Origin of the sequence: Streptomyces sp. NPDC093225 (assembly GCF_044753805.1) — a bacterium.
Lineage (GTDB): Bacteria > Actinomycetota > Actinomycetes > Streptomycetales > Streptomycetaceae > Streptomyces.
The window spans coordinates 87,609-112,858 of sequence record NZ_JBIVNX010000002.1 but is presented as its reverse complement, the minus strand read 5'-3'; the positions used below and the strand labels follow the sequence as shown (position 1 = coordinate 112,858).

Here is a 25,250-nt window from a genome sequence, read left to right as displayed (position 1 = left end):
CCCGTGCGGCCCCGGTCCGGGCTGGATCACCAGCACGACCGCGGGTCCTGCACGTGCTCCGCCGAGTGCCGGTCCTCTCCCCTGCCCAGGCCGGTCCGGACCAGGAAGCCGGGGTCCACGTCCCATGGCGCGCCGGCGGTGTGCACCCGCTGGGTGCCGGGGATGCCGACCTCGACGAGGGCTCCGCCGCGGAACATCCACAGACCGAACACGTCGTCGTCCTCGTCGTGCAGCATGACCTGCACGCAGGTGGGCTCGTTCCACGGCAGGGACTCCAGGTCCTCGAGCACGCCGCGGCGCCGGTTCCACCGCTCGAACTCGATGTGCCAGCCCCCCACGAACCAGGGGATCTGCACGAAGCAGCCGTGCCAGGTGCGGGTCTCGTCCGGCCGCGTCAGCGGCTCCATCACCTCGTCCTCGTACCGCGCCAACACGATGACCTGCGCCATTCTGCTCATGCGCACATGTCACACCGTGCCGGGTGCCGGGGGCAACCGGTTCGGGGCCCGGGGCCGGACGTGAGGGCCGCGGCGGTCCTCAGCGGTGCTCGGGGTTCGGGGCGTCGTAGCGGCAGCCGGCGTCCCACTCGGAACGCTGGTTGCCGTGGGCGGGGAAGCCGCCGGAGCGCTTCAGCAGGGCGGCCACGTGCATGAGGTTCCACGTCATGAACGTGGTGTTGCGGTTGGTGAAGTCGTTCTCCGGACCGCCCGACCCCGGGTCCAGGTACGAGGGCCCGGGCCCGGCGGGGCCGACCCAGCCCGCGTCCGCCTGCGGCGGCACGGTGTAGCCGAGGTGCTGGAGGCTGTAGAGGACGTTCATGGCGCAGTGCTTCACCCCGTCCTCGTTACCGGTGATCAGGCAGCCGCCGGCCCGCCCGTAGTAGGCGTACTGGCCCTGCTCGTTGAGCAGGGAGGAGCAGCTGTACAGGCGCTCGATGACCCGCTTCATGACCGAGCTGTTGTCACCGAGCCAGATCGGTCCGCACAGGACCAGGATGTCCGCGTCCATCACCCGCGAGTACAGCACCGGCCAGAGGTCCGAGGCGGCGCCGTGGTCGGTCATGTCGGGGTAGACGCCCGGGGCCAGGTCGTGGTCCACGGCACGGATGACGTCGGTGGCGACGCCGCGGTCGGCCATGATGGCGCGGCTCTTGTCGATCAGCCCCTGGGTGTTGCTGACCTCGGGGGAGGGCTTCAGCGTGCAGTTGACGAACAGTGCCCGCAGGTCGTCGAAGCGGTACGCGTCACCGGTGGCGGCACTCGTGGCGGCGGTCATGGCGCCCACCCTTCCGTGCCCCCGCCCGCCGCCCCCGGCGCCCCGCTGGGGCGACCGCCGCACGACACCCGATCAGCGGCCCGCAAGATCTTCGCGACCGTCGGATCGGCTAGATTGGCGCCACGTGACGACGCTGCCGCGGCCGACCGGTCGCATATTCGACGCCCTGGAGTCCACCGCCGTGCGCGACACGGCCGAACTGCGCGACCTGTACGAGGCGCCCAGCGAGCTCGTGCGGCGCAAGGAGGTGGACCGGATCCACGAGGTCGCCCGCGCGTTCATCGGTCGTTCCTCCCTCGTGTTCATCGCCACCGCCGGCGCCGACGGCCGCTGCGACGTGACCCCGCGCGGCGGGCCGGCCGGGTTCGTGTCCGTCCTGGACGAGCACACCCTCGCGATCCCGGACGCCACCGGCAACAAGCGGCTGGACACCGGGCACAACGTCGTGGAGACCGGCCGGGCCGGGCTGATCTTCATCGTGCCCGGTCGGGCCGCCACCCTCCGCGTCAACGGCCGGGCGTGCGTCAGCGCCGACCCGCGCCTGCTGGAGCAGCTCACCCCGGTCGGCAAGCCGCCCCGCAGCGCGATCGTCGTCGAGGTGGAGGAGGCCTACCAGCACTGCCCCAAGGCCTTCCTGCGCAGCGGTGCCTGGAAGCCCGAGGAGTGGCTCGCGGAGGACGCCGTGCCCAGTTCCGCCGAGATCACCCTCGCTCACCTCGCCCTGCCGGACCTGACGCTCGACCAGGTCCGCGAGCACGAGCGCGAGTCCCTCCTGTACCGCTACGAGTGAGGCGTCCGTCCCGCTACGGCCGGGGCGCCACCGCCGCGGGCGTCCCGGCCCGGTCCACCTGCACCGTGACCGTGCGCCCCGGGGCGACGGGGACGACGGCGTACGTGTAGAGGACACCGTCCACGGTCTTCGTCAGGGCGGCGCGGCGCACGCCGTCGACCGTGACGGTGCGGTGCCGGCCGGGGAAGCGGGCCTCCCAGGCGTACGGGGCGGTGCCCGAGGTGTGGGTGAGGGTCGACCGGGTCGTGCCGTCGTGACGCAGGGCGAAGCGGGAACCGCCGACGGCCAGGTCGGCCGCGCTCAGCCAGGTCATCCCCGAGGGCAGCCGCGGCTGCGTGGTGAGGGTGCGCCGCGGCGCGTCGGGGGTCAGGCCCAGCAGGCCCTGAACGGTCTGGCCGAGCAGCGTGAAGGAGACCTCCGGGTAGTCGCCGTTGGTCCCCTGCTTGGCGTTGACGTGCTGCTCGTCCTTGTGGTCGTAGACCTCGTTCATCCACTTCCAGGCCGTGTCGTTGCGGTTGGCCGTGAAGAAGGTGTCGGGGAGGTAGGTGAGGGCCTCGATGTTGTCGGGCCGCCCGGGGCCGGAGGCCTGGGCGTCGATGTAGTCGAGGTAGGCCTCCCGGCGCGGTCCGGGGTCGAGGATCCGCTTCATCGGCACGAACCAGCTGTTCTCCTTGCCCCAGCCGGTCAGGGCCCGCCCGTCGGTGGTGTACCCGCGCACCATGTCCGCACCCGAACCGGGGCCGCTCCAGACGGTGTTGTAGTACGTGCGCAGGTCGCCGGCCCTGCGCTCGTAGGCGGCGGCGAGTGCGCCCTCGCCCTTGGCGCGGGCCAGTGCCGCCACGGCCCGGTAGGCCTGGTACTGGGAGCCGATGGCGTCGCCGGCTTCGGCCAGCGGTTCGCCGCTCTGCTCGTTGTAGCTGGCGGTGCCCTGGAAGATGCCGGAGCCGGTGCCCTCGGCCACCTTCACCGCGCCGTTGTCCTTGAGCCCGTCGTGCAGGTCGACGAACTCACCGGTGGCGTGCCGGTAGAAGTTCCACAGCCGCGGGTCGTCCAGCCAGGTCCGGTCCCCGGTCCACCGGTACGCCTCCTCGGCCTTCTGCACCAGTTCGAAGGGGGCCGGTACCTCGCGGACGAACGACTGCGGGTTCCGGTAGTCGATCGCGAGCGGGGTGCTGTCGTCGAAGTTGAGGGCCCACACGGGGTAGAACCTGTGCTCCGGCGTGGCGGTGGCCGCGAAGGCGGTGATCATCGCCCTGTTCTCGGCGCCCAGTCCCAGCACCGCCGCGCCGGACAGCTGGTGGGCCAGGTCGCGCGCGTAGAAGCCGCTGCGGTTGGCGTAGCCGGCCCAGTAGGACGGGGCGTACGGACCGGTGCCGGTGCCGCCGGTGCGGTTCTCGTCGACGTTGAGCGGCCCCTCGGTGCCGGGCAGGTGCACCCAGCTGTTGGCCTTGCGCTTCGCCCAGTCGAACATCTCGACGACCTTCGGGTCCGAGGAGCGGACCACCGGGTCGGCCGGGGAGGCGGGGGAGAGCATCACGTCGTCGGCGTTCACCCAGCCGTCCCCCGACTCGAAGGCGATCTCCATCCGCTGCCCGGCCGTCAGGGCGATCCGACTGAGCGTGTAGCGACGGTAGTTGACGGAGGCGGGCAGGGTGACGGACGCCCTGAGCGTGCCGTCGACCCGGACGGCGAAGCGACCGCCGGGGCCACCCGTCGCGATCCACGCGGAGACGTCGTACGTCCCGGCCGTGCGTGCGGTGACGGTCTGCGCGACCGTCCGGCCGGGTCCGGCGTCGAGGTACGCCAGCCGGCCGGCGCCGTGCGGGTAGTTGGTGGCGACCCCGGTGCCGGGGCCGAACTGCCAGCCCTCGGTGCCTTGTTCGAAGCCGGGGTTGAGGACCGTCAGCGGCGCGACCAGCGCCAGGGCGGAGAGCAGGGACACGGGCGCGAGGGACATGGGGTTCTCCCGGTGCGGAAGGGACGGAAGAGGCCGGTCGGCGGTCGGCGCGTCGCGGACGCGGGCCTGGACGTGGACGCGGGGGCCCGCCGGGTCGTGGACCCGGCCACGGTCGTGGACCCGGCCCCCGGTCGTGGACCCGGCGCGGCCGCACGCTAGCAAGCAGATCTGGCAACTTGCAATGGATCTGACGGAAGTTGACTGCTGTTCAGAACTGAAAGTTTTCAGTGAAGTCTTGTAAGTCAGTCATCCCGCGTGATTGAGTTCCGGCCCGTCAGCTTCCGAACGACCGCCTGCGAAGGGGTGCTCAGCCATGCACGGGGACACGGGACGTCGAAGAATGCTCAAGGCGGCCGGGGCGCTCGCCGCCGGCGCGGGACTGACCGGCATCGCCGGCTGTTCGGGGAGCGGCGCCGCCGGGTCCGGCGGGGGCGAGCCGGGGGACCGTGACAGGGGAGACGTCACCGTCTGGTCCTGGCAGGGCCCCGCGGCCGAACTCAAGGCGCTCGTGCCTGAGTTCAACAAGCGGCATCCCGGCATCCGGGTCACCGTCGAGGACATCGGAAACCCCGCCATCTGGAGCAAGATCACCACCGCGATGGCGGCCGGCGGGCAGGGCCTGGCGGACGTGCTCCACATCGGCGTGGACTACCTGCCCGGCTACGTCGAGAAGTTCCCCGAGGGCCTCGCCGACCTCGCCCCGCTCGGCGCCACCGCCTACAAGGACGCCTTCGCCCAGGGGCTGTGGCAGACCGTCAGCCCCGACGGCAAGCGGGTCAACGCGATTCCCTGGGAGGCCAATTCGGCCGGCTTCTACTACCGCGCCGACCTGTTCGAGAAGGCCGGCGTCGACGTGGACTCGCTCGCCACCTGGGACGAGACCATCGAGGCCGGACGGCGCCTGAAGGCCAGGACCGGCGCCCACCTCCTCGGCATCGACAAGCCCGCGTCCCAGGCGGACGCCGCCAACTTCTTCCAGATGCTGCTCCAGCTCCAGGGCGCCTTCTACTTCGACCTCGACGGCGCCATCACCCTCGACTCACCGGCCGCCGTCACCGCCATGACCCTGATCAAGACCATGAACGACGCGGGCCTGGTCAGCGACCTCGCCGGCGGCTGGAACGCCCTGATGAGCTCCCTCAAGCACGGCACGGCCGCCGTCCTGCCCTGGCCGACCTGGTTCGGCGGCGTCATCGAGGAGCAGCTGCCCGACGAGGCCGGCAAGTGGGCCGTCCGGCTGCCCCCGGCGGTCCGCCGCGGCGGACCGACCGCCGCCACCGTGAACTCCACCCACCTCGCCGTCTCGGGCAGCAGCCGGCACCAGGCCGCCGCCTGGACGTTCGTCGAGTACGCCCTCACCCGCCCCGCGTCCCAGGTGCGGATCTACCGCGCCAAGGGCATCGCCCCCGCCCTCATGAAGGCGTACGACGACCCCGTCTTCCACCAGCCCTCGGCCTTCTTCGGGGGCCGCCGGAAGGGCGAGATCTTCCTCGAGGCGCTCAAGGCCCCGCAGTCCGCCGTCAACTACACCGCCGACTACGGCCGCGCCCTCAAGCTCGTCACCGACGCCCAGTCCAAGGTCCTCCTCAAGGGCGCCGACCCGGCCCGGGTCCTCCGGGACGCCGCCGACACCCTCGCCCGGCAGACGGGCCGCAAGGTCAAGCGATGACCCCGGCCCCGTCCGGCGCGCAGACCGGCTCCGGTCCTGGTCCTGGTCCTGGTCCTGGTCACGGTCACGGTCCTGGTCCCGGGACCGACACGGGCACCGACGCCCGCACCCGCGCCGACACCCCCGTCGGCCCCGTCGACAGGGCCGCCCCGGAAGAGGGGTCCGGGGCGGCCCGCCGCCGGCGCGGCCGGCCCCGCCGCACGAGCGGCCGGGCCCGCCGCGCCCCCTACCTCTTCGTGCTGCCCGCGGTCGCGCTCTTCGCCGCCTTCAAGCTGTACCCGATCGGCTGGGCCTTCGTGCTCAGCCTCCACCGGACCACCGGCGGCCGGCAGACCTTCGCCGGTGCCGACAACTACGCCCGGCTGCTCGACGACCCGCTCTTCCACACCGCGCTCCGCAACACCTTCACGCTGCTCGCCGTCCAGGTCCCGGTGATGCTCGCCCTCGCCACCGGCCTGGCCGTCGCCCTCGACTCCCGCCTGCTGCGCGGCCGCACCGTGTTCCGGCTCGGCTTCTTCCTCCCCGTGGTCACGGGCCTGGTGGCGTACGGCATCGTCTTCTCCGTCCTCCTCAACCAGCAGTACGGACTCGCCAACCGGCTCCTCGGGCTCGTGGGCCTGCACCCGGTGCCCTGGCTGACCGACCCCCTCTGGGCGAGGATCTCCCTCGGCCTCGCCCTCACCTGGCACTACACCGGCTACAACGCGGTGATCCTGCTCGCCCGCCTGCAGTCCGTCCCCGCCGAGCTGTACGACGCGGCCGCCGTGGACGGCGCCGGCCCCTGGGGCCGCTTCCGGCACGTGACCCTGCCCGGCCTGCGCCCCGCCCTGCTGCTCACCGCCGTGCTGTCCACCATCGGCACGCTCCAGCTCTTCGACGAGCCGTACGTCCTCACCGGCGGCGGCCCCGACAACGCGACCCTGACCATCGGCGTGTACCTGTACCAGAACGCCTTCGGATACTTCGACTTCGGCTACGCCTCCGCCATCGGCTACGCCCTGGCCGTGCTCATCGCCCTCCTCGGGCTGGTCCAGTTCCGATTCCTGGGAGAGCGGGAATGACGACGCGTACGCCCCGCGGCCCCCGGGCCCGCGGCATCCTCCTGACCTCCGCCCTGGCCATCGCCCTCGCCGTGGTCGGCGTCCCCTTCTACTGGCTGGTGGTGGCCGCCACCCGCAGCTCGCGGGAGATCTTCGACAGCCCGCCCCCGGTGCTGCCCGGCGGCCACCTCGCCGCCAACCTGCACGCCCTCCAGGAGTCCGCCGACTTCGGCCGGGTCGTCCTCAACTCCCTCGCGATCGCGGTCCTCTACACCCTGTGCGCGGGCGCCGTCTGCACCCTCGCCGGGTACGGTTTCGCCGCGTACCGCTTCCCGGGCCGTGAGGCCCTCTTCGGCCTGCTCATGCTGGGGCTGGTGGTGCCCGCCCAGGTCACCCTGGTCCCGCTGTTCAAGCTGATGGCCGAGCTGCGCTGGCTGGACACGTACCAGGCCGTGCTGCTGCCCAACCTGGCCCTGCCCTTCGGGATCTTCCTCATGCGGCAGTCCCTCTCCGCCCTGCCGCCCGGCCTGCTCGACGCCGGCCGCATCGACGGCTGCGGCGAGTGGCGGCTGTTCTGGCGGGTCGCGCTGCCGCCCATGCGTCCCGCCCTCGCCGCCCTGGCCGTCTTCCTGTTCCTGTACCAGTGGAACGACTTCGTCTGGCCGCTGGTCGTGCTGCGCGACGGCTCGTCCTTCACCGTCCCGGTGGCCCTGGCCTCGCTGCAGGGCCTCGACGAGACCGACTACGGCGCGATCCTCGCCGGCACGGCCGTCGCCGCGATCCCGATGGCCGCCGTGTTCCTGGCGCTCCAGCGCCACTTCGTGTCCGGCCTGCTCGCCGGCGCCGTGAAGGAGTGAAGGACCCCCCCGTGTCCACCGGAGGAAACACCGTGCCCGTCCCGCCAGGCCCGCCGCCCGTCCCGCGTGCGTCCGCGTCCGCGCCCGCGACCGCGCCCACGTCCGGGTCTACGCCCACCCCAGCCCCAGCCCCAGCCCCCACCCCCGACCTCGACTTCGCCCCAGCCCCCACCCCCGAGCCCGTCACCACCGCCGGGCTGCCCCCGGCCCCCCACACCCCTCTGCTCGACACCGTCGGCCTCGCCGTCCTCGCCCCCGGCGCCGACCCCGCGTGGACCCTGCGCGACCTGCCCGACGGTCTGAAACTGCTGGAGGTACGGGCCCCCGGCGCCCCCGTCGAGATCCGCTTCACCGTGCCGCTCGGCGACGCCGCCGGCTACTGGCACCCCCAGGGCGGCTGGCGGCGCACCCTGGTCGCCGACTGGGCGGGCCGGGCCCGCACCTCCCTCGTCGACGGCCACGCCGCGGGCTGCCTGTACGACCACTCCGGTGCCACCCTGCTGGCCTTCGCCGCCGCCGATCCCGTACCCGAGGCGGACCTGCGCTTCGGCGTCTCCGAGGAGCAGGACACCCACGTCGTCCACCTCCGGCTGCCCGCGGGCCCGGCCCCGCACCGCATCCTCCTCGTGCCGCGGGCGCCCTCCGTGGCCACCGCCCTGCGCGCGCTGCGCGGCTGGTTCACCGCCCGCGCGGCCCCCGCCCCGGTGCCCGAGGGCGCCCGTACCCCGGTCTACTCGACCTGGTACGCCTTCAACCAGGACGTCTGCGCGGAGGACGTGGAGACCCAGGCCGCGCACGCCGCCGCGCTCGGCTGCGGGGCGCTGATCCTCGACGACGGCTGGCAGCGCGGCGGTCACGGCCGCGGCTACGCCCGCTGCGGCGACTGGCGCCCCGACCCCGTCAAGTTCCCAGACCTCGCCGGCCACGTGGCCCGGGTCCGGGCACACGGGCTGAGCTACCTGCTGTGGGTGGCCCCGCTGCTGGTCGGCCCGGAGGCGGCGGGCGCCGCGCGCTGGGCGCCGTACGCCACCGCGCCGGCCGGTGTCCCCGGGGCCCGCGTCCTCGACCCGCGCCGCCCCGAGGTGCGCCGCCACGTGGCCGCGCTGTGCGCGGGACTGGTCCGCGACCACGGCCTCGACGGGCTCAAACTCGACTTCCTGGAGGAGGCGATGGCGTACGCCGGCGACGGGCGCGGCGACATCGGCGCGGCCATGGCCGTCCTGCTCACCGAGGTCCGCCGCGCCCTGGAGGAGGTCCGCCCGGGGGTGCTGCTGGAGCTGCGCCAGCCCTACACCGGCCCGGGCATGGCCCCGTACGGGAACATGCTGCGCTCCTTCGACTGTCCGGGCGACGCGACCGCCAACCGCGTGCGCACCCTGGACACCGCCCTGTTGGCGGTCGGCGGGGCCGTCCACTCCGACATGCTGATGTGGTCCGCCGACGCACCCGTGGCGGCCGTGGCACGCCAGCTGATCGGGGCCCTGCACGCCGTGCCGCAGCTCTCCGTGCGGCTGGACGCGGTGCCCGCCGCGCACCGTGCCGCCGTCGCCTTCTGGCTGCGCCAGTGGCACCGCCACCGGGACCTGCTGCTGGACGGCGAGACCGAACCGGGCCGGCCCGACGCCCTCTACCCGCTGGTGCGGGCGACGGCGGGGGACCGCTGCCTGGTCGGCGTGCACGCCGACCTGGTCGTACCGCTCGACGTGGCGGCGTACCGCACGGCCCTGCTGGTCAACGGCTCGGACCGGGACCGGCTCGTGGTGGAGGCGGTGGGCGGAGCGGTCCAGGCACGGGTCGTGGTCCATGCCCCGGACGGCCGTATGATCGGGGACACGCTGGCGGTCCTGCCGGAGGGCCCCCTCTCGCTGGCGGTGCCGCGCGGAGGCCTGGCGTCGCTCACGATCACGGAAGGACCGCGATGAAGGTCGGCATCACCGACGTCGCAGCCCGCGCGGGGGTCAGCGAGGCGACCGTCAGCCGGGTCGTCAACCGGCGCCAGGGCGTGTCGAAGAAGACCCGGGACGCCGTCGAGCAGGCGATGGCCGAGCTCGGCTACGAGCGCCAGACCCAGGGCCAGCTCGTCGCCGTGGTCACCGGCTTCGTCTCCAACCCCTTCTTCGCGGACGTGGCCGAGCGCATCGGCTCGGCCCTCGCCCCGCACGGCCTGAAGACCGTCCTGTGCCCCGCCTTCCCCGGCGGCGTCCAGGAGCCCGACTTCATCGAGGCGCTGGTGGACAAGGGCGTCGCCGCCGTGGTGTTCCTGTCCGCCTCCAACACGGTGGCGGGCGCGGACACCGACCCGTACGAGCTGTTGCGCCAGCGCCGGGTCCCGTACGTCGGCGTCAACGGCGAGTTCGCCGACGGCGTGCCGGCCCCGGTGTTCTCCACCGACGACCGGCTGGCGGCGGAACTGGCCGTGGACCACCTGCACCGGCTGGGCCACCGGCGGATCGGCATGGTCTCCGGGCCCGCCGGCAACCACCCCGCCGACCGGCGGGTGCGCGGGTTCCTGGAGGCCATGGAACGACGGGGCCTCGCGGACGCCGGGCGGCTCGTGGTCCGCCAGTCGTACTCGGTGGAGGGCGGCCAGGCCGCCGTGGCGCCGCTGCTCGCACAGGGGGTCACCGCCATCGTGGCGGCCAGCGACTACATGGCGCTCGGGGTGATCCGCGGGCTGCGGCGGCAGGGCCGTACCGTTCCGGCGGACGTGTCCGTGGTCGGGTACGACGGGGCGGCCGTCACCGAGTTCACCGACCCGCCGCTGACGACCGTGCGCCAGCCCGCCGACCGACTCGCGCTGGAGGTGGCGCGCGGGGTGCTCGACCTGGTGGGCAACCGGGAAGTGCCGACGGGGGAGCTGCTGTTCGACCCGGAGCTGGTCATCCGCTCCACGACGGCACCGGCGCGGGCCGCCGAGCCGGCGTGACGGAGCGAGGTCCCGTCGTCCTGGAGCGTCTGGACGGTGCGGGCGCGGTGCGGGCCACGGACGCCTTCAGGCTGGTCTACGCCGAGGCGTTCGCCGAGCCTCCCTACCGCGAGACCGCGGACGGCGTCGCCGCCGCCTTCCGCCGCTTTCCCGACCACGCGGGTCGCAGCGGCTTCCGCGCCGTCCTGGCCCGCACGGGGGACGGCGAGCCGATCGGCATGGCGTACGGCTTCCCGCTCCTGGCCGACACGGTGTGGTGGGACGAACTCACCGAGCCGGTGCCCGAGGACGTGCGGCGCGAGGACGGGCACCGCACCTTCGGGCTCCTGGAACTCGCCGTGCGCGGACCCTGGCGCGGCCAGGGGGTCGCGCGGCGGCTGCACGGGACGCTGCTCGACTCGATCGGAGCCGAGCGGGTGCTGCTGAACGTCCATCCGGCGAGCGCGGCGGCGTCGGCCGCCTACCGGGCCTGGGGGTACCGCAAGGTCGGCGCGGCGGGGCCGTGGGGCGCGGCCGCGGACCTCTACGACGTGATGCTGCTCGACCTGGTCTGACGGGCGGCGCCGGGCGGCGGGCTCCGGGACGGCGCCCGTCGTCGGGGCCGTTGCGGTCGGTCCGCGCGGCGCGCGGCGTACGGCGGTCGGTCCGCGCGGCGTACGGCGGTCGGTCCGCGCGGCGCACGGCGGACGGGCCGCGCGGCCTGGCGATCCCGGCCCGGTCCGCGGGGCGGAAGCCTCAGCGCGCTTCCTCCTCGGCCGGCGGGGCGCCCGCCACCAGCAGTTCGCCCACCGCGTCCGACAGCACCGCCCGGGCCGGTTCCGGCAGGCCGGCGTCGGTGACGAAGAGGTCGATCCGCTCCAGCGCGGCGAACCCGCTCAGCCCCACCACGCCCCACTTGGTGTGGTCGGCGACCACCGCCACCCGCCGGGCGGCGGCGATCAGCGCCCGGTTGGTCTGCGCCTCGGCCAGGTTGGGGGTGGTGAGCCCGGCGTGCTCGTCGACCCCGTGCGCCCCCAGCACCAGCAGGTCCACGTGGAGCGACCCCAGCACCAGGTCGGCCAGCGGGCCGACGAGGGCGGCGGACGGGGTGGGGGAGCCGCCGGTGAGCAGCAGGGTGGGCGCCCCGTCGGGGCCGTGCTCCCGGGCGGCGGCCCGTACCAGGTCCGCCACCGGCAGGGAGTTGGTCACCAGGGTCAGGCGCGGCACGGCCAGCAGTCGGGCGGCCACCGCGTGTGCGGTGGTACCGGCCGAGACGGCGACCACGCTGCCCGGCTCGACGAGCCCGGCGGCCACGTCGGCGATGGCGGCCTTCGCGGCGGCCTCCCGGTCGGACTTGGCGTCGAAGCCGGGCTCCTCGCCCCGGGCCGCGCCGACCGCGACGGCCCCTCCGTACACCTTCTCCACGGCGCCCTGCGCGGCCAGGGCGTCCAGGTCACGGCGGATCGTCATGTCCGAGACGCCGAGCCGCCCGACCAGCTCGGCGACGCGTACGGCGCCGTCGCGCCGGACGGCTTCGAGGATCAACGCACGTCTCTGCGGGGCCAGTTGCACCTCGACAACATAGCACGCGCGCTCTGTTGATTCGTGGTGGGTTCTGTTTACTCTTGGTGGGTGCAGAAGACGATCGCGAAGCTCGCGGACGGCCGCGAGCTGCTCTACTTCGACCGTGACGGCAGCCCCCCGCGCGCGGACGTGCCCGACCCGCGCCCCCTCGACCCCGTCGAGAGCCGTCCCGAACTCCGCCTGGACGCGGCCACCGGCGACTGGGTCGCCGTCGCCGCCCACCGCCAGGACCGCACCCACCGCCCGCCCACCGACGCCTGCCCCCTGTGCCCCTCGCGGGACGGGCGGCCGACCGAGATCCCGGCCGCCGACTACGAGGTGGCCGTCTTCGAGAACCGCTTCCCGTCCCTCGCCGGTGCGGCCGGCCGCTGCGAGGTGGTCTGCTTCACCCCCGACCACCACGCAGGGTTCGCCGACCTGACCCCCGAGCGGGTCCGGCTGGTGCTGGACGCCTGGACCGAGCGGACCGCCGAGCTCTCCGCCCGGCCCGGAGCCGCCCAGGTGTACGTGTTCGAGAACCGCGGCGCCGAGATCGGCGTGACCCTCGCCCACCCGCACGGCCAGATCTACGCCCTGCCGTACGTCCCGCCGCGCACCGCCAAGATGACGGTCGCCGCGGCGGCGCACCGGGCGGCCACCGGCCGGAACCTCTTCGAGGACCTCCTCACCGAGGCCCGGGGCGCCGGTGAACGGCTGGTGACCGCGGGCGAGCACTGGACCGCCTTCGTGCCCTACGCCGCCCGCTGGCCCTACGAGGTCCACGTCCACCCGCACCGGCGGGTGCCGGACCTGACCGCGCTGACCGAGGCCGAACGGGCCGAGTTCCCGCACCTGTACCTCGACCTGCTGCGCCGCTTCGACCGGCTCTTCGGACTCGCCGAACCGACCCCGTACATCTCCGCCTGGCACCAGGCCCCGGTCCGGGGCGGCGGCGAACTGGCCCTGCACCTGGAACTGTTCACCGTCCGCCGGGCTGCCGGGAAGCTCAAGTACCTGGCCGGCACCGAGGCGGGCATGGAGGCCTTCATGAACGACGTGGCACCGGAGACGGCCGCCCGCCGGCTGCGGGAGGCGCTGTGACGGGCCCGGGGGGCCGCGGCGGGGCGGCGGGGGGTGGGAGTGCCGGTGGCGGGGCCGCCGGCGGGGGTGCCGGGGGTGCCGGTGGTGTCGCCGAGGCCTTCGCTGGCCGGTACGGGGGACTGCCCGACGGGGTCTGGGCCGCCCCCGGCCGGGTGAACCTCATCGGCGAGCACACCGACTACAACGACGGCTTCTGCCTGCCCATGGCCCTGCCCCGGGTCACCCGCGTCGCCGCCCGCCGCCGTCCCGACGGCCTGCTGCGCCTGCACAGCGCCCAGGCGGGCGGTGCCGGCACCGAGCTGACCGCGGCCGGCCTCGCTCCCGGGACCGTATCCGGCTGGGCCCGCTACCCGGCCGGTGTCGTCTGGGCCCTCACCGAGGCGGGCCACACCGTCGGCGGCGCCGACGTGTACGTCGACAGCACCGTCCCCACCGGCGCCGGCCTGTCCTCCTCCGCCGCACTGGCCTGCGCGGTCGCTGCGGCCTACGACGGGCTCTACGGTCTGGACCTGCCCGGACCGGAGTTGGCGCGGCTCGCGCAGCGGGCCGAGCACGTCTTCGGGGGCGTGCCCTGCGGGATCATGGACCAGATGGTGTCGGTCTGCGCCACCGACGGCGCGGCCCTCCATCTCGACACCCGCACCCTCGCCCATCGGCCGGTCCCCTTCGACCCCGCCGCACACGGACTGGCCCTGCTGGTCCTCGACACCCGCGTCAAGCACGACCTCGCCGACGGTGCGTACGCCGCCCTGCGGGCCGGCTGCCAACGCGCCGCCGCCCTGCTGGGCCTGCCCGCCCTGCGCGACCTCCCGGTGGCCGGCCTGTCCGCCGCCCTGGCGGAGCTGCCGCCCGAACTCGTCCCGCTGGTACGGCACGTGGTCACCGAGGACGCCCGGGTCGCCGAGGCCGTCGCCCACCTCGACGCCGGCGAACTGACGGCCCTGGGGCCCGTACTGACCGCCGGCCACGCCTCCCTACGCGACGACTACCGGGTGTCCTGCGCCGAGACGGACCTCGCCGTCGACACCGCCCTGGCGGCGGGCGCGCTCGGGGCCCGCATGACCGGCGGTGGCTTCGGCGGCTGCGTCATCGCCCTGGTACCGGAGGACGGGTCGGCGGCCGTCACCGCCGCGGTCACCGCGGCCTTCCGCACCGCCGGGCACGCCCCGCCCGCGGTGCTCCCCGCCGTTCCGTCGGCGGGGGTTCGTCGGGTGGGGTGAACGTGGTCTCGGGGGGGCGTGGTCCGTTGCGGTCCGTTGCGGTCCGTTGTGGTCCGTCGTCGTCGGTCGTGGTGCCTTGGTGCGGGTTCGGTTTCATACCGGCGCCGACGACCCCGACCCTGCGGGTCGGCCCGCCGTCGTGACCAGGCGGGCCAGCGCGGCTCGGGCCGGCGGGCCCCAGGTCGGCTTGTGCCGTCGGCGGTCAGGACGTTCGCCGGGTGCAGGTCGCCGTGCAGCCACACCCAAGCACCACTCACCACCCACCAAGCACCCAGCACCCGTCGGCCAGCACCCGGCACCCGGCACCCGGCACCCAGCCGAACCCGGGGTGCCAACTCGCGGGAGTGCCGCCGCGTGGTGTGTGGGGGAGGCGCTTGACGGGGTGTGGCAGGCTGGTCCGGAGGCAGGCCCGGGTCGGAGGTGGCCGCAGGCCAGGGCGAAGCCCCAAAGCCTCCGAGGTGGGCCTGCCGCAGGGCCTGCAGGCCACACCCCGTCAAGCGCCGAGGGGACCCACACACCACGCGGCGGCCCGCACCCACCCCACCCCGACACCGCCCACGGCCCCGACCCGACCCGACCCGACTAGCGTCCTCCCCCATTGGGTGGTGGGCCAGGAGGGCCGGGAGGCAGGCGGGTGTCAGGGGCCCGTATGGATGGTGGGGAGGGGCGTCAAGGGGGCGTCAGGGAGGGGACCGGTCGCCTCGGGGTCGGGAATACCGTCCTCGTACGCCCCGGAACGCCTCCCCGCCTCCGGGGCGGCAATCCACTCCGGTGGCGACCTTGGAGGGTCCCATGTGCCTGTTCCAGTACGACGACGAGTCCGAACCCGAGGAACCGGTCCCGGCCGGATCCCTGATCGTGCCCGTCCGGCCGGGAGGGGCGGAGGTGCTCGTCCGCATGTTCCGCACCCCGCTGGGCGCGCGTACCGCCGTCGGTTTCACCAGTGCTGACCGGTTGGCCGCCGTGCTCGGCCCTCAGCAGCCCTGGATCCGGCTCTCCGAGGCCACGCTGCGCGCGCTCGCCGAGCCGCTCGGAGCGGTGGGCCTCACCGTCGATCCGACCCTTACCGCTCCGGCCGTCGGGACGGCCCCGGTGCCGGACCGGCCGACCGTACCCGCCCCTCGCGGACCCCGCCGGGAGGCGGGCCCGGCGCTCCGGACGGTTTGAGGGAGGACCCCGTGACCACCAGCATCGCGGATCCCGAGGCCGGAAGGACGGCCGCGGCCCCGGCCGAGGACCTCTCCGTCTGGCCCGCCTCCACCACCCGCCTCCCGCACGGCGGGCTCGCCGTCGCCGGGGTGCCCCTCACGGAGTTGGCCGACCGCTTCGACACCCCGCTGTACGTCCTGGACGAGGGCGAGGTGCGGGCCCGGTGCCGTGCGTACCGGGACGCGTTCCCCGACGGTGACGTCGTCTACGCCGCCAAGGCGTTCCTGTCCCGCGCCGTGGTCCGCTGGGTGCGCGAGGAGGGGCTCGGGCTCGACGTGTGCTCGGCCGGGGAGCTCGAACTGGCCGTCACCGCGGGCTTCCCGCCCGAGCGGATCGTGCTGCACGGCAACGCGAAGTCCCCGCGCGACCTGGCCGCCGGCCTGCGGTGCGGGGTCGGCCGCGTCGTCATCGACAGCCCTTCCGAGATCGCCCGGCTGGCCGCCGCCGTCGGGCCCGCCGGCCGGCAGAAGGTCATGGTCCGGGTGGTGCCTGGCGTGGCGGCCGGCGGCCACCACAAGATCCGTACGGGTACGGAGGACCAGAAGTTCGGCATCCCGCTCTCCGACGGGCAGGCGCTGCAGGCCGTCGCCCGGCTGCTGGACCAGCCGGGGCTCGAACTCACCGGCCTGCACTGCCACATCGGGTCCCAGATCACCGAGCCGGAGCCGTACCTGGAGGCGCTGCGCCGGCTGGTGGGACTGCTGGCCCGGGTGCGCGACCTGCACGGCGTCGCCCTGCCCGAGCTCGACCTCGGCGGCGGGCACGGCATCGCCTACCGGCCGGGGGAACCCGCCCTCGACGTCCCGGCGTTCGCCGCCCGGCTGCGCGCCGAACTCGCCCGCTGCTGTGCCGGGGCCCGCCTGCCCGTGCCCCGGCTCGCCGTGGAGCCCGGGCGGGCCGTGGTCGGCCCGGCCGGGGTCGCGCTCTACCGGGTGCTGTCCGTCAAACACGGCGGCGCGCGGGTGTTCGTGGCCGTCGACGGGGGCATGAGCGACAACCCCCGGCCCGCCCTGTACGGGGTGCGCTACGCGCCCCGGCTCGTCGGCCGCCGTTCGTCGGCCCCGCTGCGCCGGGCCGACGTGGTGGGGCGGCACTGCGAGGCGGGGGACGTACTGGCCGCCGACGCCCCGCTGCCGGGCGACGTCCGGCCTGGCGACCTGCTCGCGGTGCCGGTGGCCGGGGCGTACCACCTGTCGATGGCCTCCGGCTACAACCTCGTCGGCCGCCCCCCGCTCGTCGCCGTCCACGCCGGCACCCCGCGCCTCCTGCTCCGCCGCGAGACCCTGGCCGACCACCGGCGCCGCGACATCGGCGCCTGACGCCGCCTTCCCCGACCGGGCCCACTCCGGTACCGAGCGGGCCCGGTCGGTCAACGCCAGGTGTAGTCAGCGTCCGTGAACGTCCCGAGCGACGCGTCCGCCACGGCGGCCCGCGGGTGGGCCAGCGCGGCCAACGCGGGCCCGACGGGTGGGTACAGGGGCAGCGCGGCGGTCTCGCGGTGGTCGATCCACTCGACCGTGCCGACCTCGTGGCGGCCGTCCGGGAGCTCGTCGAGCTCCTGCTCGGCGAGTCCGCCGCGCTGTCCCGGGTCGACGTGGAAGCGGTGCACCAGGTGCAGCTTGCGCGGGGAGGGAGTCGGACCCGGACGGGTGACGCGCTGGTCCACCACCCACAGCAGCTCGCCGCCCTCGGCCGTGGCGACGTCCAGGCCGAGTTCCTCGGACAGTTCGCGGGCCAGGGCGTCGGCGAGGTCCTCGCCGGCCTCGACGTTGCCGCCGGGCAGGGAGTAGTGGGTGGATGCGGCCCGGTCGCGGCGGATGAGGGCGACCTCCGTTCCGCAGAAGACCACGGCCGCCGTGCGGATCTTGATGCGCGAGAACGGGACGTCCGACCGGTCCGGTGTGCTCATGCCCGCCAGTATGGAGCGGGAGTCGGGGGCGGGGCGGCGGGTGTGTGCCGCCCCGCGGGTGTGTGCGGTGTGTCGTGGGTCAGGCCTCGCAGGAGAGTTCCGTGTCGGGGCCGGCCTCGCCGTCGCAGTCGTCCGTGCCGGGGCCGCCGTTCAGGGTGTCGGGGCCCGGGCCGCCGCGCAGGCGGTCGTTGCCGCTGCCGCCGCCGAGGGTGTCGGCGCCCCCGGCGGTGCCGAGCGAAGCGAGGGGTGTCGACTGGTCGTCGACGTTGTCGCCGAAGACCTCGTCGTCGCCGCCCCGGCCGTCGACGGTGTCGGCGCCCGCCGTCAGGCCCGTACCGTCGCCGACCGAGCTGTCGCCGACGAGGAACAGCTCGCTCGCGGCGCCACCGCGGACCAGGTCGTTCCCGGACCCGGTGGCCCGGCCGTAGTAGGTCTGGTGGTCGCCCCACGCGCCGAAGCCGCCGTCCGTGCCCAGGTCGATGAGGTCGTCGCCGCCCGCCCCGCTGACGTCGCCGAGGATGGACGTGCTGTCGCCCGTCACCAGCCCGTTGTCGCCGGGACCTTCGAGCAGGACGTCGTCCCCGGCGCCCGCCGCGTCGTAGAAGCCCACGGAGTCGCCGACGATGCTGTCGCTGCCGGTGCCGCCCTCGATGTGGTCGTTCGCGCCGCCGCTCACGTGGTCGCCGAAGCCGTCCCCGGTCAGCGAGTCGTCGCCGTCGCCGCCGAGGAGCGTGTCGGCCGCGGCCCCGCGGGACGTGCCCTGCACCGCGACGTGGTCCCCGGTCAGCGCGTCGAGGCCGGCACCGCCGGTGAGGCGGTCGCGCCCGGCGGGCCCGGTCGCGTCCCCGGTGTACGCGTAGTCGTCGCCGACCAGGCTGTCGTCCCCGTCCCCGCCGTCGAGCCCGTCGTCGCCAGCGCCGCCGGAGAGGCTGTCGTCGCCCGCGCCGCCGACGAGGACGTCGTTGCCGCCGAGCCCGCAGATCTTGTCGTCCCCGCCGCGTCCGTCGATGACGTCGGCACCGGGCGTGCCGATGATCACGTCGTCGCCCGGTGTCCCCGTGGTGCCGGTGGTCGTGGCCACGGCGTTGAAGCAGGTGGGCGCGGCAGCGGCGGCGCCGCCGGCGCCGAGCCCGACCAGTGCGGTGGCGGCCAGGGCCGGGGCGCAGAGCACGGCCGTGAGCCGCCGGATCCGGCTGCTCCGCCGGCCTCGGGGGCCCGCGAGGGGGCGGTGGGGTCCGTACATGGCTGTCTCCTGTCCGACCGGCGAAGGGCTGCGTCGCCCGGCGGCCCGCACCAGCACGCGGGACCCGGCAGCCCTCACTGTGCGTGAGGGCTGCCGGGTCCAGGCACCCGTCGGCGGCCATGTCCGGTGAGTTCATCCGATCGGATACGGAGACGTAGTCACGTTGCGTGAGCGTCCGGCCGGGACGCGACGCCCGGCGCGACGCCCGGTGTCAGTCGGCCCGCCAGACCGTCGTCACGTTGCAGAACTCGCGGATCCCGTGCCCGGACAGCTCCCGCCCGTACCCCGAGCGCTTCACCCCGCCGAAGGGCAGCGCGGGGTGGGAGGCGGTCATGCCGTTGACGTACACGCCGCCGGCCTGGAGGTCGCGCACGCAGCGGGCCACGTCGGAGTCCTCCCGCGTCCAGAGGTTCGAACTCAGTCCGAAGGGCGTGTGGTTGGCCCGCTGCACCGCCTCGTCGAGGCTGCCGACCCGGTAGAGCGTGGCCACCGGCCCGAAGGTCTCCTCCTGGTCGACGCGCATCACGTCGGTGATGCCGGCCAGCACCGTGGGCTCGTAGAACCAGCCCCGCTCCAGGCCCGGCGGCCGCCTTCCGCCGCACAGCACGGCCGCACCGTGCCGGACGGCGTCGTCGACCAGCTCCTCCAGGTCGGCCCGGCCCTGCTCGGTGGCCAGCGGCCCGACGTCGGTGCCGTCCACCATCGGGTCGCCGACCGTCAGCGCGGCCATGCCGGCACCGAACCGCTCGGCGAACTCGTCGTACACGTCCTCGTGCACGATGAACCGCTTCGCCGCGATGCACGACTGGCCGTTGTTCTGCACGCGCGCGGTCACCGCGGTCGCCGCCGCCCGTGCGACGTCGGCCGACGGCATCACGAGGAAAGGATCGCTGCCGCCCAGCTCCAGCACCGTCTTCTTGATCTCGTCCCCGGCCACCGCGGCCACCGCGCGCCCGGCCGGCTCGCTCCCCGTCAGGGTCGCCGCCGCGACCCGCGGGTCGCGCAGGACGCCCTCCACCGCGCCCGACCCGATCAGCAGGGTCTGGAAGCAGCCGCGCGGATACCCGGCCCGCTCGAACAGCTCGCCGAGGTACAAGGCCGTCTGGGGCACGTTCGAAGCGTGCTTGAGCAGGCCCACGTTGCCCGCCATCAGGGCGGGCGCGGCGAACCGGATCACCTGCCAGAGCGGGAAGTTCCACGGCATCACCGCGAGGACCACCCCGAGCGGCCGGTAGTGCGCCCGGACCGTGGTCGCCCCGCTGTCGCGGACGTCCGCCTCCGCGGGCCGCTCGTCCGCCAGCAGTTCCTCGGCGTGCGCCGCGTACCAGCGCATCGCCTTCGCGCACTTGGCCGCCTCCGCCCGGGCGGCGGCCAGTGGTTTGCCCATCTCCGTCGTCATCAGCTGCGCGACGGCCTCCAGGTCCGCGTCCAGGACCTCGGCCGCCCGGTTCAGCAGCGCGGACCGCTCGGCGAAGCCGGTCGTGCGGTACGTCGCGAACGTCGCGGCGGCCTCGGCCAGGCAGCGTTCGATCCCGGCCGCGTCGAGGGCCTCGAAGGTGCGCAGCGTCTCACCCGTCGCGGGGTTCACGGTGGCAATGGGCATGGTCGCCTCCTCCTCGGGCGGCGGCCGCGGTGGCACGACGCGCCTCGCCCCCTCGACCCTGCCCGCTGCGGCACGGGCCCGCAACGCGGTACCGCCGGGCGGCCGCGACGGGTCCCACCGGAGGGCGGGACCAGGTGAGGGGGCGGGTACGGCGTCCGGGTGAGCCGGGTCGCGTCATGATCGAGCACGTGCCATCATGCGCCGTCTACTGGTGGAGGCCCCTGGCCGCCGGCGGGTCGCGCGCAGCGGTCCGGTCCGGCTCCGTCCCACCTTCCCGTGCGGAGGAACCACCTTGCCTGCTTCCCGCTGCGTGCCCGCGGCCCTCGTCGTGGCCGCCGTCACCGCCTCCTGCCTCATGCCGGTCGCACCGGTCTTCGCCGACTCCCAGGGCGGTCTGCGGCTCTCCCAGCCGTACGTGCCGTCCATCGCCCCCGGCCGCAGCGGTGCCGTGGAGATCGTGGCGGCCGCCTCCGCCGAGTCCCCCGGCGCCGGCTCCATCCGGATCACGGCGCCGGAGCACACCACCTTCCCCGAGGCCGGCTTCCGGTGGAACGGGCAGCGCGGCACCATGCCGTGCGACCGGTCGGCGGACGCCCGCCGGCTCGTCTGCGGGGCCGGCACCCGGGCGGGCTTCGTCTTCCCGGAGGACGAGCAGGTCCGGATGGCGGTGACCGTCCGGGTGGACGCGGACGCGCCGGAGGGCACCACGCTCGGCGGTGGCGAGTGGGCCGCGGGCCGGGACGCGACGCCCTACGCGGTCGCCACTCCGGTCACCGGCCCCAAGGGTGAGCGCGGCGAGCCCGGCCACGACGGGGACAAGGGCCCCAAGGGTGACAAGGGTGAGAAGGGGGACGACGGTCACGAGGGCAAGCCCGGCCACCACGGGAAGCCGGGGCCCACCGGCCCGCAGGGGCCGAAGGGCGACACGGGCCCCACGGGTCCCCGGGGTGACTCCGGCCCTGCCGGTCCCACGGGGAACGTCGGCCCCCAGGGCCCCGAGGGCCAGCCGGGTCCGACCGGTCCCACGGGTCCGGGCGGTGGTCCGCAGGGCCCGAAGGGCGACACCGGTCCGGCGGGCGAGGTCGGGCCGCAGGGCGGCCAGGGTCCCGCCGGCGCCACCGGCCCTGCCGGCCCCCAGGGCCCCGGGGGCCAGCCGGGTCCGACCGGTCCCACGGGTCCGGGCGGTGGTCCGCAGGGTCCGAAGGGCGACACCGGTCCGACCGGTCCGCAGGGCCCCGCGGGCAACAACGGCTACCGCGGACCGAAGGGCGAGGCCGGTCCCGCGGGCCCGGTCGGACCGCGCGGTCCGGAGGGCTCGAAGGGCTACCGGGGGCCGAAGGGCGAGCAGGGTCCCCAGGGCCCGAAGGGCGACCAGGGCAAGCCCGGCACCTGTACGTGCGACACGAAGCACGAGCATGACAAGGGCCACGACAAGGGCAAGGGCAAGGGCCACGACACGGGCAAGGGCCACGACACGGGCAAGGGCCACGACAAGGGCAAGGGCCACGACAAGGGCAACGGCAAGGACGCGCCGAAGGACAGGCTCCAGGCCCGCGTGGTGGGAACGGACCAGCTCAACGTCCGCTCCGGCCCCGGCACCCGGTACGGCAAGACGGCCGTCGTCAAGCGCGGTGCCGTCGTCGGCGTCCTGTGCAAGGTGAACGGCGAGACGGTGGGAGGCAACGCCGTCTGGTACGAACTCGCCGACGGCCGCGGCTGGATCACCGCCCGCTTCGCGGAGAACCTGAACAAGGTCCCGTACTGCGCCTGACCCCGCGTCACACCCCCGAAGGCCCCGCAGCCCCCGCGGGGCCTTCCCCGTGCCGCGGCGCGGCCTGCCGCCCGTACCCGCACCCCTCCCCGCACGCCCGACGGCCGGATCGCCGGTCCTCTCCGCCTCCGACATGGGCATGTGTCCCGAATTGCCGTGCAAATCCATCAGGTTGTCGGCCAAACCACGCCCGACCAGGCAACCTCCGCACCCCCGCCGCCGTCCTCCCGGGTCGAGGGGGGCCGCGGAGCAGACCGCCGGGGCGTCCCGCCACGACCGAAGATGAGGAAGAGCACTTTGATACGTGTCACACGCGTGGTGACCGCGGCCGCGGCGGTCGTCGCCCTGGCCGCGGCGACGCCGGGCCTGGCGCACGCGCTGCCGGCCGCCGGGTCCGCCCCCGCGGCCACGGGGGGAAGCAGCGACGGACGCCTGCCCGCGGGCTGGGAGTTCACCGGCGCCGGAGACGGCCGCCAGCTGGTGTGGACCTCGCGCGAGCGGGTTCCCATGGGCGACGCCCGGGTCGAGTTCTACGCCGGCGACCGGCTCGTCGGGCGCCCCGCCGCCGATCCGGACGGCCGCACCTTCCGCCTCCGGCTCGACGGCGCCCGCGTCGGCGACCCGGCCGACCTGCGCGTGCTGGCCGGCGGCCGCCGGCTCGACGCCGCCGCGCCCGTGCCCGGCGGCCAGTCCCAGTCCCTGCCCGGCCTCGAGGCCGCGGCCCGGGCGGAGCGCCTGCCGGCCAACCCGGTCGACCCGGGCGTGCCCGGCCACTACCGCACCGCCAAGGGCGAGTACGCCCTCCCCGGTGTCCGCCTGCCCGGGTTCAAGGCCCCGGTCGAGATGCGCGGCGTCGTGGTCGGCCCGGTCGACGCCCCCGGCAAGCGGCCGGTCGCGCTGTTCCTGCACGGCCGCCACGGCACCTGCTACAAGCCCGGCGGCGGCGAGAACGACGTCACCGGCGACTGGCCCTGCAAGCCCGGCACCCTCCCGATCCCGAGCCACCTGGGCTACCTCAAGGACCAGCAGCTCCTGGCCTCCCAGGGCTACGTGACGGTCTCCATCTCCGCCAACGGCATCAACGGCCAGGACTGGGCGGCCGAGGACGGCGGCGCCCAGGCCCGCTCCTCCCTCGTCCGGCTGCACCTGGCCCACTGGGCCGACTGGGCCGCCAAGCGGTCCACCGCCCCCGCCGCCGTACGCGCCACCGACCCCGCCGACCTCTCGCGCGTCATGCTCGTCGGCCACTCCCGGGGCGGCGAGGGCGTCAACCGCGCCGCGATGGACAGCCTCTACACCCCGCCCGCCGACCAGGACGGCTACCACGGCAAGGTCCGCTGGACCATCCGCGGCAACGTCCTCATCGGCCCCACCATCTTCGGCCAGAACCCCGTTCCGGACGTGCCGTCGATGACGATCCTGCCGGGCTGCGACGGCGACGTCTCCGACCTCCAGGGCCAGATCGTGGCGGACGGCACGCGCGGCATCAGCCGCGGCACGGCGCTGCACAGCTCCGTCTACGTGGTCGGCGCCAACCACAACTTCTTCAACAGCGAGTGGACCCCGGGCCTGGCCAAGGCGCCCGCCCAGGACGACTTCTTCTCCGACCAGGGCGCCGTCGACCCCGTCTGCTCGCCCGGCAAGAAGCCCCGCCTGACCGCCGCGCAGCAGCACACCGCCGGCGCGGCCTACGTCGCCGCCGCCGCCCGCCTGTTCGTGGCCGGCGACGACACGGTCCGCCCGCTCCTCGACGGCACCGGCCGCCGCGCCCCCTCGGCCGGCCCGGCCCGCGTGCTCACCAGCGCCGTCGGCGGCAACCGGAGCCCGTTCGTCGTGCCCGGCCCGGACCGCACCACCGTCTCCGGCACCGGCGTCCGGCTGTGCGGCCAGACCGACCCGAACGCCTCCCGCGCCTGCCTGCGCCGCGACAAGCCCGGCCAGTCCCCGCACTTCGCCGGCTGGGAGGCCGGTCCGGAGCCGGAGCGCCAGGCCGTCGCGCTGAAGTGGACGGCGCCCGGCGCCGCCGCGATCGTACGCCCGTCCCGCCCGGCCTCCCTCGCGGCCGCCGAGGACCTCGCGCTGCGGCTCTTCGTCCCGCCGAACACCTCCGGCACCCGGCTCGACGTCGCCGTCACCGACGCCGCGGGCAAGCGCGCCGACCTGGGCCGCATCACCGTCGACGGCCTGCCCGGCTCCGACCGCACCTCCTCGTACTGGGCCAAGGAGGTGCGCGTCCCGCTGACCGCCGCGAAGCGCGCGGGCCTCGACCTCAAGAACATCGCCTCCCTCCGCCTGACCCCGCGCAGCCGCGCCGGTCAGGCCTGGCTGATGGACGCCTGGGGCTGGCGCCCCGGCACCCCGCAGGTCCTCCCGGCCCCGCTGCCGCGCGTGGACATCGGCCGACTGACGGTCAAGGAGGGCGACTCGGGCGTGCGGACGTACCGCGTGCCCGTGACGGTCACCGGCCCGGCCCGCAGCGCCGGCCGGGTCCGGTACTACGTCCCCACGGCCGACGGCAACGGGTTCACCGGCAAGACCGTGGCCGTGCGCCCGGGTACCCGGACCATCGACGTCAAGGTCGACGTGCGCGGCAACGAGCGCTGGGGCCACGGCTTCTCCCGCGACCTGGTGGTCAAGGCGCTCAGCGGCGCGGTCGTCGGCTCCCACCGGGGCGGCGTGACGGCGGAGAACGACGACCCGATGCCGACCGTGAAGGTCACGCCCGTGGCCGACAAGGTCACCGAGGGCAAGGCGCTGACCTGGCGGGTGACCCTCTCCGAGGCGGCCGACGAGCAGATCTACAGCCAGTTCGAGCTGCTGCCGGTCACCCGGGGCGCCGAACTGTCCACGATGGACGTGGACAAGGCGTGGCTGAAGGGCTTCTGGGGCGACGTGCAGTCCCCGGAGCGCCCGCTGTCGAAGGTCGTCGACGGCGCGTCCGTCCCCGTCGAGATCACGCCGGGCAAGACGTCCGTCGACATCACGATCCCCACGGCCAAGGACGGCAAGGCCGAGTCGGCCGAGCTCGTCCGCGGCCGGCTGGCCTGGTACGACGAGAACTGGCAGCCGCACTACGCCCCGACCGTCACCGGCACGGTCCGCGACGCCTCCTGAGGCGCGCCGACCGGTAGGACCCCT

At 75.0% G+C, this 25,250-nt stretch carries 20 protein-coding genes; 13 read left to right on the top strand and 7 right to left on the bottom strand.

Annotated features, from left to right (window positions below; all coding sequences use genetic code 11):
* Positions 1–26: 26 nt before the first annotated feature.
* Both ACIQCH_RS02520 and ACIQCH_RS02515 read right to left on the bottom strand, forming a co-directional pair.
* The gene (locus ACIQCH_RS02520) at positions 27–458 is read right to left on the bottom strand and encodes a hypothetical protein (protein ID WP_402577102.1); all 432 of its coding nucleotides are present in this window, start codon (positions 456–458) and stop codon (positions 27–29) included.
* Between the two features lie 79 nt (positions 459–537).
* The gene (locus ACIQCH_RS02515) at positions 538–1,275 is read right to left on the bottom strand and encodes a flavodoxin family protein (RefSeq protein ID WP_402577100.1); all 738 of its coding nucleotides are present in this window, start codon (positions 1,273–1,275) and stop codon (positions 538–540) included.
* Between the two features lie 124 nt (positions 1,276–1,399).
* Between ACIQCH_RS02515 and ACIQCH_RS02510 the strand changes: the two genes are divergently transcribed.
* Positions 1,400–2,065, top strand: coding sequence for an MSMEG_1061 family FMN-dependent PPOX-type flavoprotein (locus ACIQCH_RS02510; protein WP_402577098.1), 666 nt, complete (start codon positions 1,400–1,402; stop codon positions 2,063–2,065).
* Positions 2,066–2,078: 13 nt separating this feature from the next.
* Here ACIQCH_RS02510 and ACIQCH_RS02505 read toward each other — a convergent pair whose 3' ends face one another.
* Positions 2,079–4,022, bottom strand: a complete 1,944-nt coding sequence (locus ACIQCH_RS02505; RefSeq protein ID WP_402577096.1) for a hypothetical protein — start codon at positions 4,020–4,022, stop codon at positions 2,079–2,081.
* A gap of 313 nt (positions 4,023–4,335) precedes the next feature.
* Between ACIQCH_RS02505 and ACIQCH_RS02500 the strand changes: the two genes are divergently transcribed.
* Genes ACIQCH_RS02500 through ACIQCH_RS02475 form a run of 6 tightly spaced genes read left to right on the top strand, consistent with a single transcriptional unit; the run spans position 4,336 to position 11,068 of the window.
* Positions 4,336–5,691 carry an ABC transporter substrate-binding protein gene (locus ACIQCH_RS02500; RefSeq protein WP_402577094.1) on the top strand — a complete coding sequence of 452 codons (1,356 nt, stop codon included), beginning with the start codon at positions 4,336–4,338 and terminating at the stop codon, positions 5,689–5,691.
* Positions 5,688–6,752: a carbohydrate ABC transporter permease gene (locus ACIQCH_RS02495; protein WP_402577092.1), complete on the top strand. Its 1,065-nt coding sequence runs from the start codon at positions 5,688–5,690 to the stop codon at positions 6,750–6,752. Before ACIQCH_RS02500 ends, ACIQCH_RS02495 begins: the two co-directional genes overlap by 4 nt.
* Entirely contained in the window at positions 6,749–7,588 is an 840-nt protein-coding gene (locus tag ACIQCH_RS02490) for a carbohydrate ABC transporter permease (protein WP_402577090.1), read from the top strand. Before ACIQCH_RS02495 ends, ACIQCH_RS02490 begins: the two co-directional genes overlap by 4 nt.
* Before the next feature lie 11 nt (positions 7,589–7,599).
* A complete protein-coding gene (locus ACIQCH_RS02485; protein ID WP_402577088.1) occupies positions 7,600–9,510 on the top strand; it encodes a glycoside hydrolase family 36 protein in 1,911 nt (636 codons plus the stop codon).
* On the top strand, positions 9,507–10,514 hold the full coding sequence (locus ACIQCH_RS02480) for a LacI family DNA-binding transcriptional regulator (protein WP_402577086.1): 1,008 nt from the start codon (positions 9,507–9,509) through the stop codon (positions 10,512–10,514). Before ACIQCH_RS02485 ends, ACIQCH_RS02480 begins: the two co-directional genes overlap by 4 nt.
* Positions 10,511–11,068 carry a GNAT family N-acetyltransferase gene (locus ACIQCH_RS02475; protein WP_402577084.1) on the top strand — a complete coding sequence of 186 codons (558 nt, stop codon included), beginning with the start codon at positions 10,511–10,513 and terminating at the stop codon, positions 11,066–11,068. Before ACIQCH_RS02480 ends, ACIQCH_RS02475 begins: the two co-directional genes overlap by 4 nt.
* A 181-nt stretch (positions 11,069–11,249) precedes the next feature.
* Here the strand turns inward: ACIQCH_RS02475 and ACIQCH_RS02470 are convergent, their stop codons facing one another.
* Positions 11,250–12,038, bottom strand: coding sequence for a DeoR/GlpR family DNA-binding transcription regulator (locus ACIQCH_RS02470; protein ID WP_402577082.1), 789 nt, complete (start codon positions 12,036–12,038; stop codon positions 11,250–11,252).
* A gap of 87 nt (positions 12,039–12,125) precedes the next feature.
* Here ACIQCH_RS02470 and galT point away from each other — a divergent pair, with 87 nt between their 5' ends.
* The 4 genes from galT (at position 12,126) to lysA (ending at position 16,905) form a co-directional block, all read left to right on the top strand.
* Entirely contained in the window at positions 12,126–13,157 is a 1,032-nt protein-coding gene (gene galT, locus ACIQCH_RS02465; protein WP_402577080.1) for a galactose-1-phosphate uridylyltransferase, read from the top strand.
* Positions 13,154–14,377 (top strand): galactokinase, encoded by a 1,224-nt coding sequence (gene galK / locus ACIQCH_RS02460; RefSeq protein ID WP_402577078.1) that lies wholly within the window; start codon positions 13,154–13,156, stop codon positions 14,375–14,377. Before galT ends, galK begins: the two co-directional genes overlap by 4 nt.
* Positions 14,378–15,169: 792 nt before the next feature.
* The gene (locus ACIQCH_RS02455) at positions 15,170–15,544 is read left to right on the top strand and encodes an SAV_915 family protein (RefSeq protein WP_402577076.1); all 375 of its coding nucleotides are present in this window, start codon (positions 15,170–15,172) and stop codon (positions 15,542–15,544) included.
* A gap of 11 nt (positions 15,545–15,555) precedes the next feature.
* Positions 15,556–16,905, top strand: a complete 1,350-nt coding sequence (gene lysA / locus ACIQCH_RS02450) for a diaminopimelate decarboxylase (RefSeq protein WP_402577074.1) — start codon at positions 15,556–15,558, stop codon at positions 16,903–16,905.
* Positions 16,906–16,955: 50 nt separating this feature from the next.
* Here the strand turns inward: lysA and ACIQCH_RS02445 are convergent, their stop codons facing one another.
* The 3 genes from ACIQCH_RS02445 to ACIQCH_RS02435 all read right to left on the bottom strand — a co-directional run bounded on the left by ACIQCH_RS02445 (position 16,956) and on the right by ACIQCH_RS02435 (position 20,341).
* Positions 16,956–17,495 carry an NUDIX domain-containing protein gene (locus ACIQCH_RS02445; protein WP_402577072.1) on the bottom strand — a complete coding sequence of 180 codons (540 nt, stop codon included), beginning with the start codon at positions 17,493–17,495 and terminating at the stop codon, positions 16,956–16,958.
* Between the two features lie 79 nt (positions 17,496–17,574).
* Entirely contained in the window at positions 17,575–18,738 is a 1,164-nt protein-coding gene (locus ACIQCH_RS02440) for a calcium-binding protein (RefSeq protein ID WP_402577070.1), read from the bottom strand.
* A 211-nt stretch (positions 18,739–18,949) separates the two neighbouring features.
* Positions 18,950–20,341, bottom strand: a complete 1,392-nt coding sequence (locus ACIQCH_RS02435; RefSeq protein ID WP_402577068.1) for an NADP-dependent succinic semialdehyde dehydrogenase — start codon at positions 20,339–20,341, stop codon at positions 18,950–18,952.
* A gap of 292 nt (positions 20,342–20,633) precedes the next feature.
* Between ACIQCH_RS02435 and ACIQCH_RS02430 the strand changes: the two genes are divergently transcribed.
* Together ACIQCH_RS02430 and ACIQCH_RS02425 are read left to right on the top strand one after the other, a co-directional pair.
* Positions 20,634–22,112 (top strand): SH3 domain-containing protein, encoded by a 1,479-nt coding sequence (locus ACIQCH_RS02430; protein ID WP_402577066.1) that lies wholly within the window; start codon positions 20,634–20,636, stop codon positions 22,110–22,112.
* Positions 22,113–22,409: 297 nt separating this feature from the next.
* Positions 22,410–25,226: an alpha/beta hydrolase family protein gene (locus ACIQCH_RS02425; RefSeq protein ID WP_402577064.1), complete on the top strand. Its 2,817-nt coding sequence runs from the start codon at positions 22,410–22,412 to the stop codon at positions 25,224–25,226.
* Positions 25,227–25,250 lie beyond the last annotated feature (24 nt).

What these genes read in the sequence shown, in the direction of transcription:
- ACIQCH_RS02500 (WP_402577094.1), top strand. Translation starts at nt 4,336, where the DNA reads ATGCACGGGGACACGGGACGTCGAAGAATGCTCAAGGCGGCCGGGGCG.
- ACIQCH_RS02490 (WP_402577090.1), top strand. Translation starts at nt 6,749, where the DNA reads ATGACGACGCGTACGCCCCGCGGCCCCCGGGCCCGCGGCATCCTCCTG.
- ACIQCH_RS02515 (WP_402577100.1), bottom strand. Translation starts at nt 1,275, where the DNA reads ATGACCGCCGCCACGAGTGCCGCCACCGGTGACGCGTACCGCTTCGAC.
- ACIQCH_RS02435 (WP_402577068.1), bottom strand. Translation starts at nt 20,341, where the DNA reads ATGCCCATTGCCACCGTGAACCCCGCGACGGGTGAGACGCTGCGCACC.
- ACIQCH_RS02455 (WP_402577076.1), top strand. Translation starts at nt 15,170, where the DNA reads ATGTGCCTGTTCCAGTACGACGACGAGTCCGAACCCGAGGAACCGGTC.
- ACIQCH_RS02520 (WP_402577102.1), bottom strand. Translation starts at nt 458, where the DNA reads ATGAGCAGAATGGCGCAGGTCATCGTGTTGGCGCGGTACGAGGACGAG.
- ACIQCH_RS02445 (WP_402577072.1), bottom strand. Translation starts at nt 17,495, where the DNA reads ATGAGCACACCGGACCGGTCGGACGTCCCGTTCTCGCGCATCAAGATC.
- ACIQCH_RS02440 (WP_402577070.1), bottom strand. Translation starts at nt 18,738, where the DNA reads ATGTACGGACCCCACCGCCCCCTCGCGGGCCCCCGAGGCCGGCGGAGC.
- ACIQCH_RS02495 (WP_402577092.1), top strand. Translation starts at nt 5,688, where the DNA reads ATGACCCCGGCCCCGTCCGGCGCGCAGACCGGCTCCGGTCCTGGTCCT.
- ACIQCH_RS02480 (WP_402577086.1), top strand. Translation starts at nt 9,507, where the DNA reads ATGAAGGTCGGCATCACCGACGTCGCAGCCCGCGCGGGGGTCAGCGAG.
- ACIQCH_RS02505 (WP_402577096.1), bottom strand. Translation starts at nt 4,022, where the DNA reads ATGTCCCTCGCGCCCGTGTCCCTGCTCTCCGCCCTGGCGCTGGTCGCG.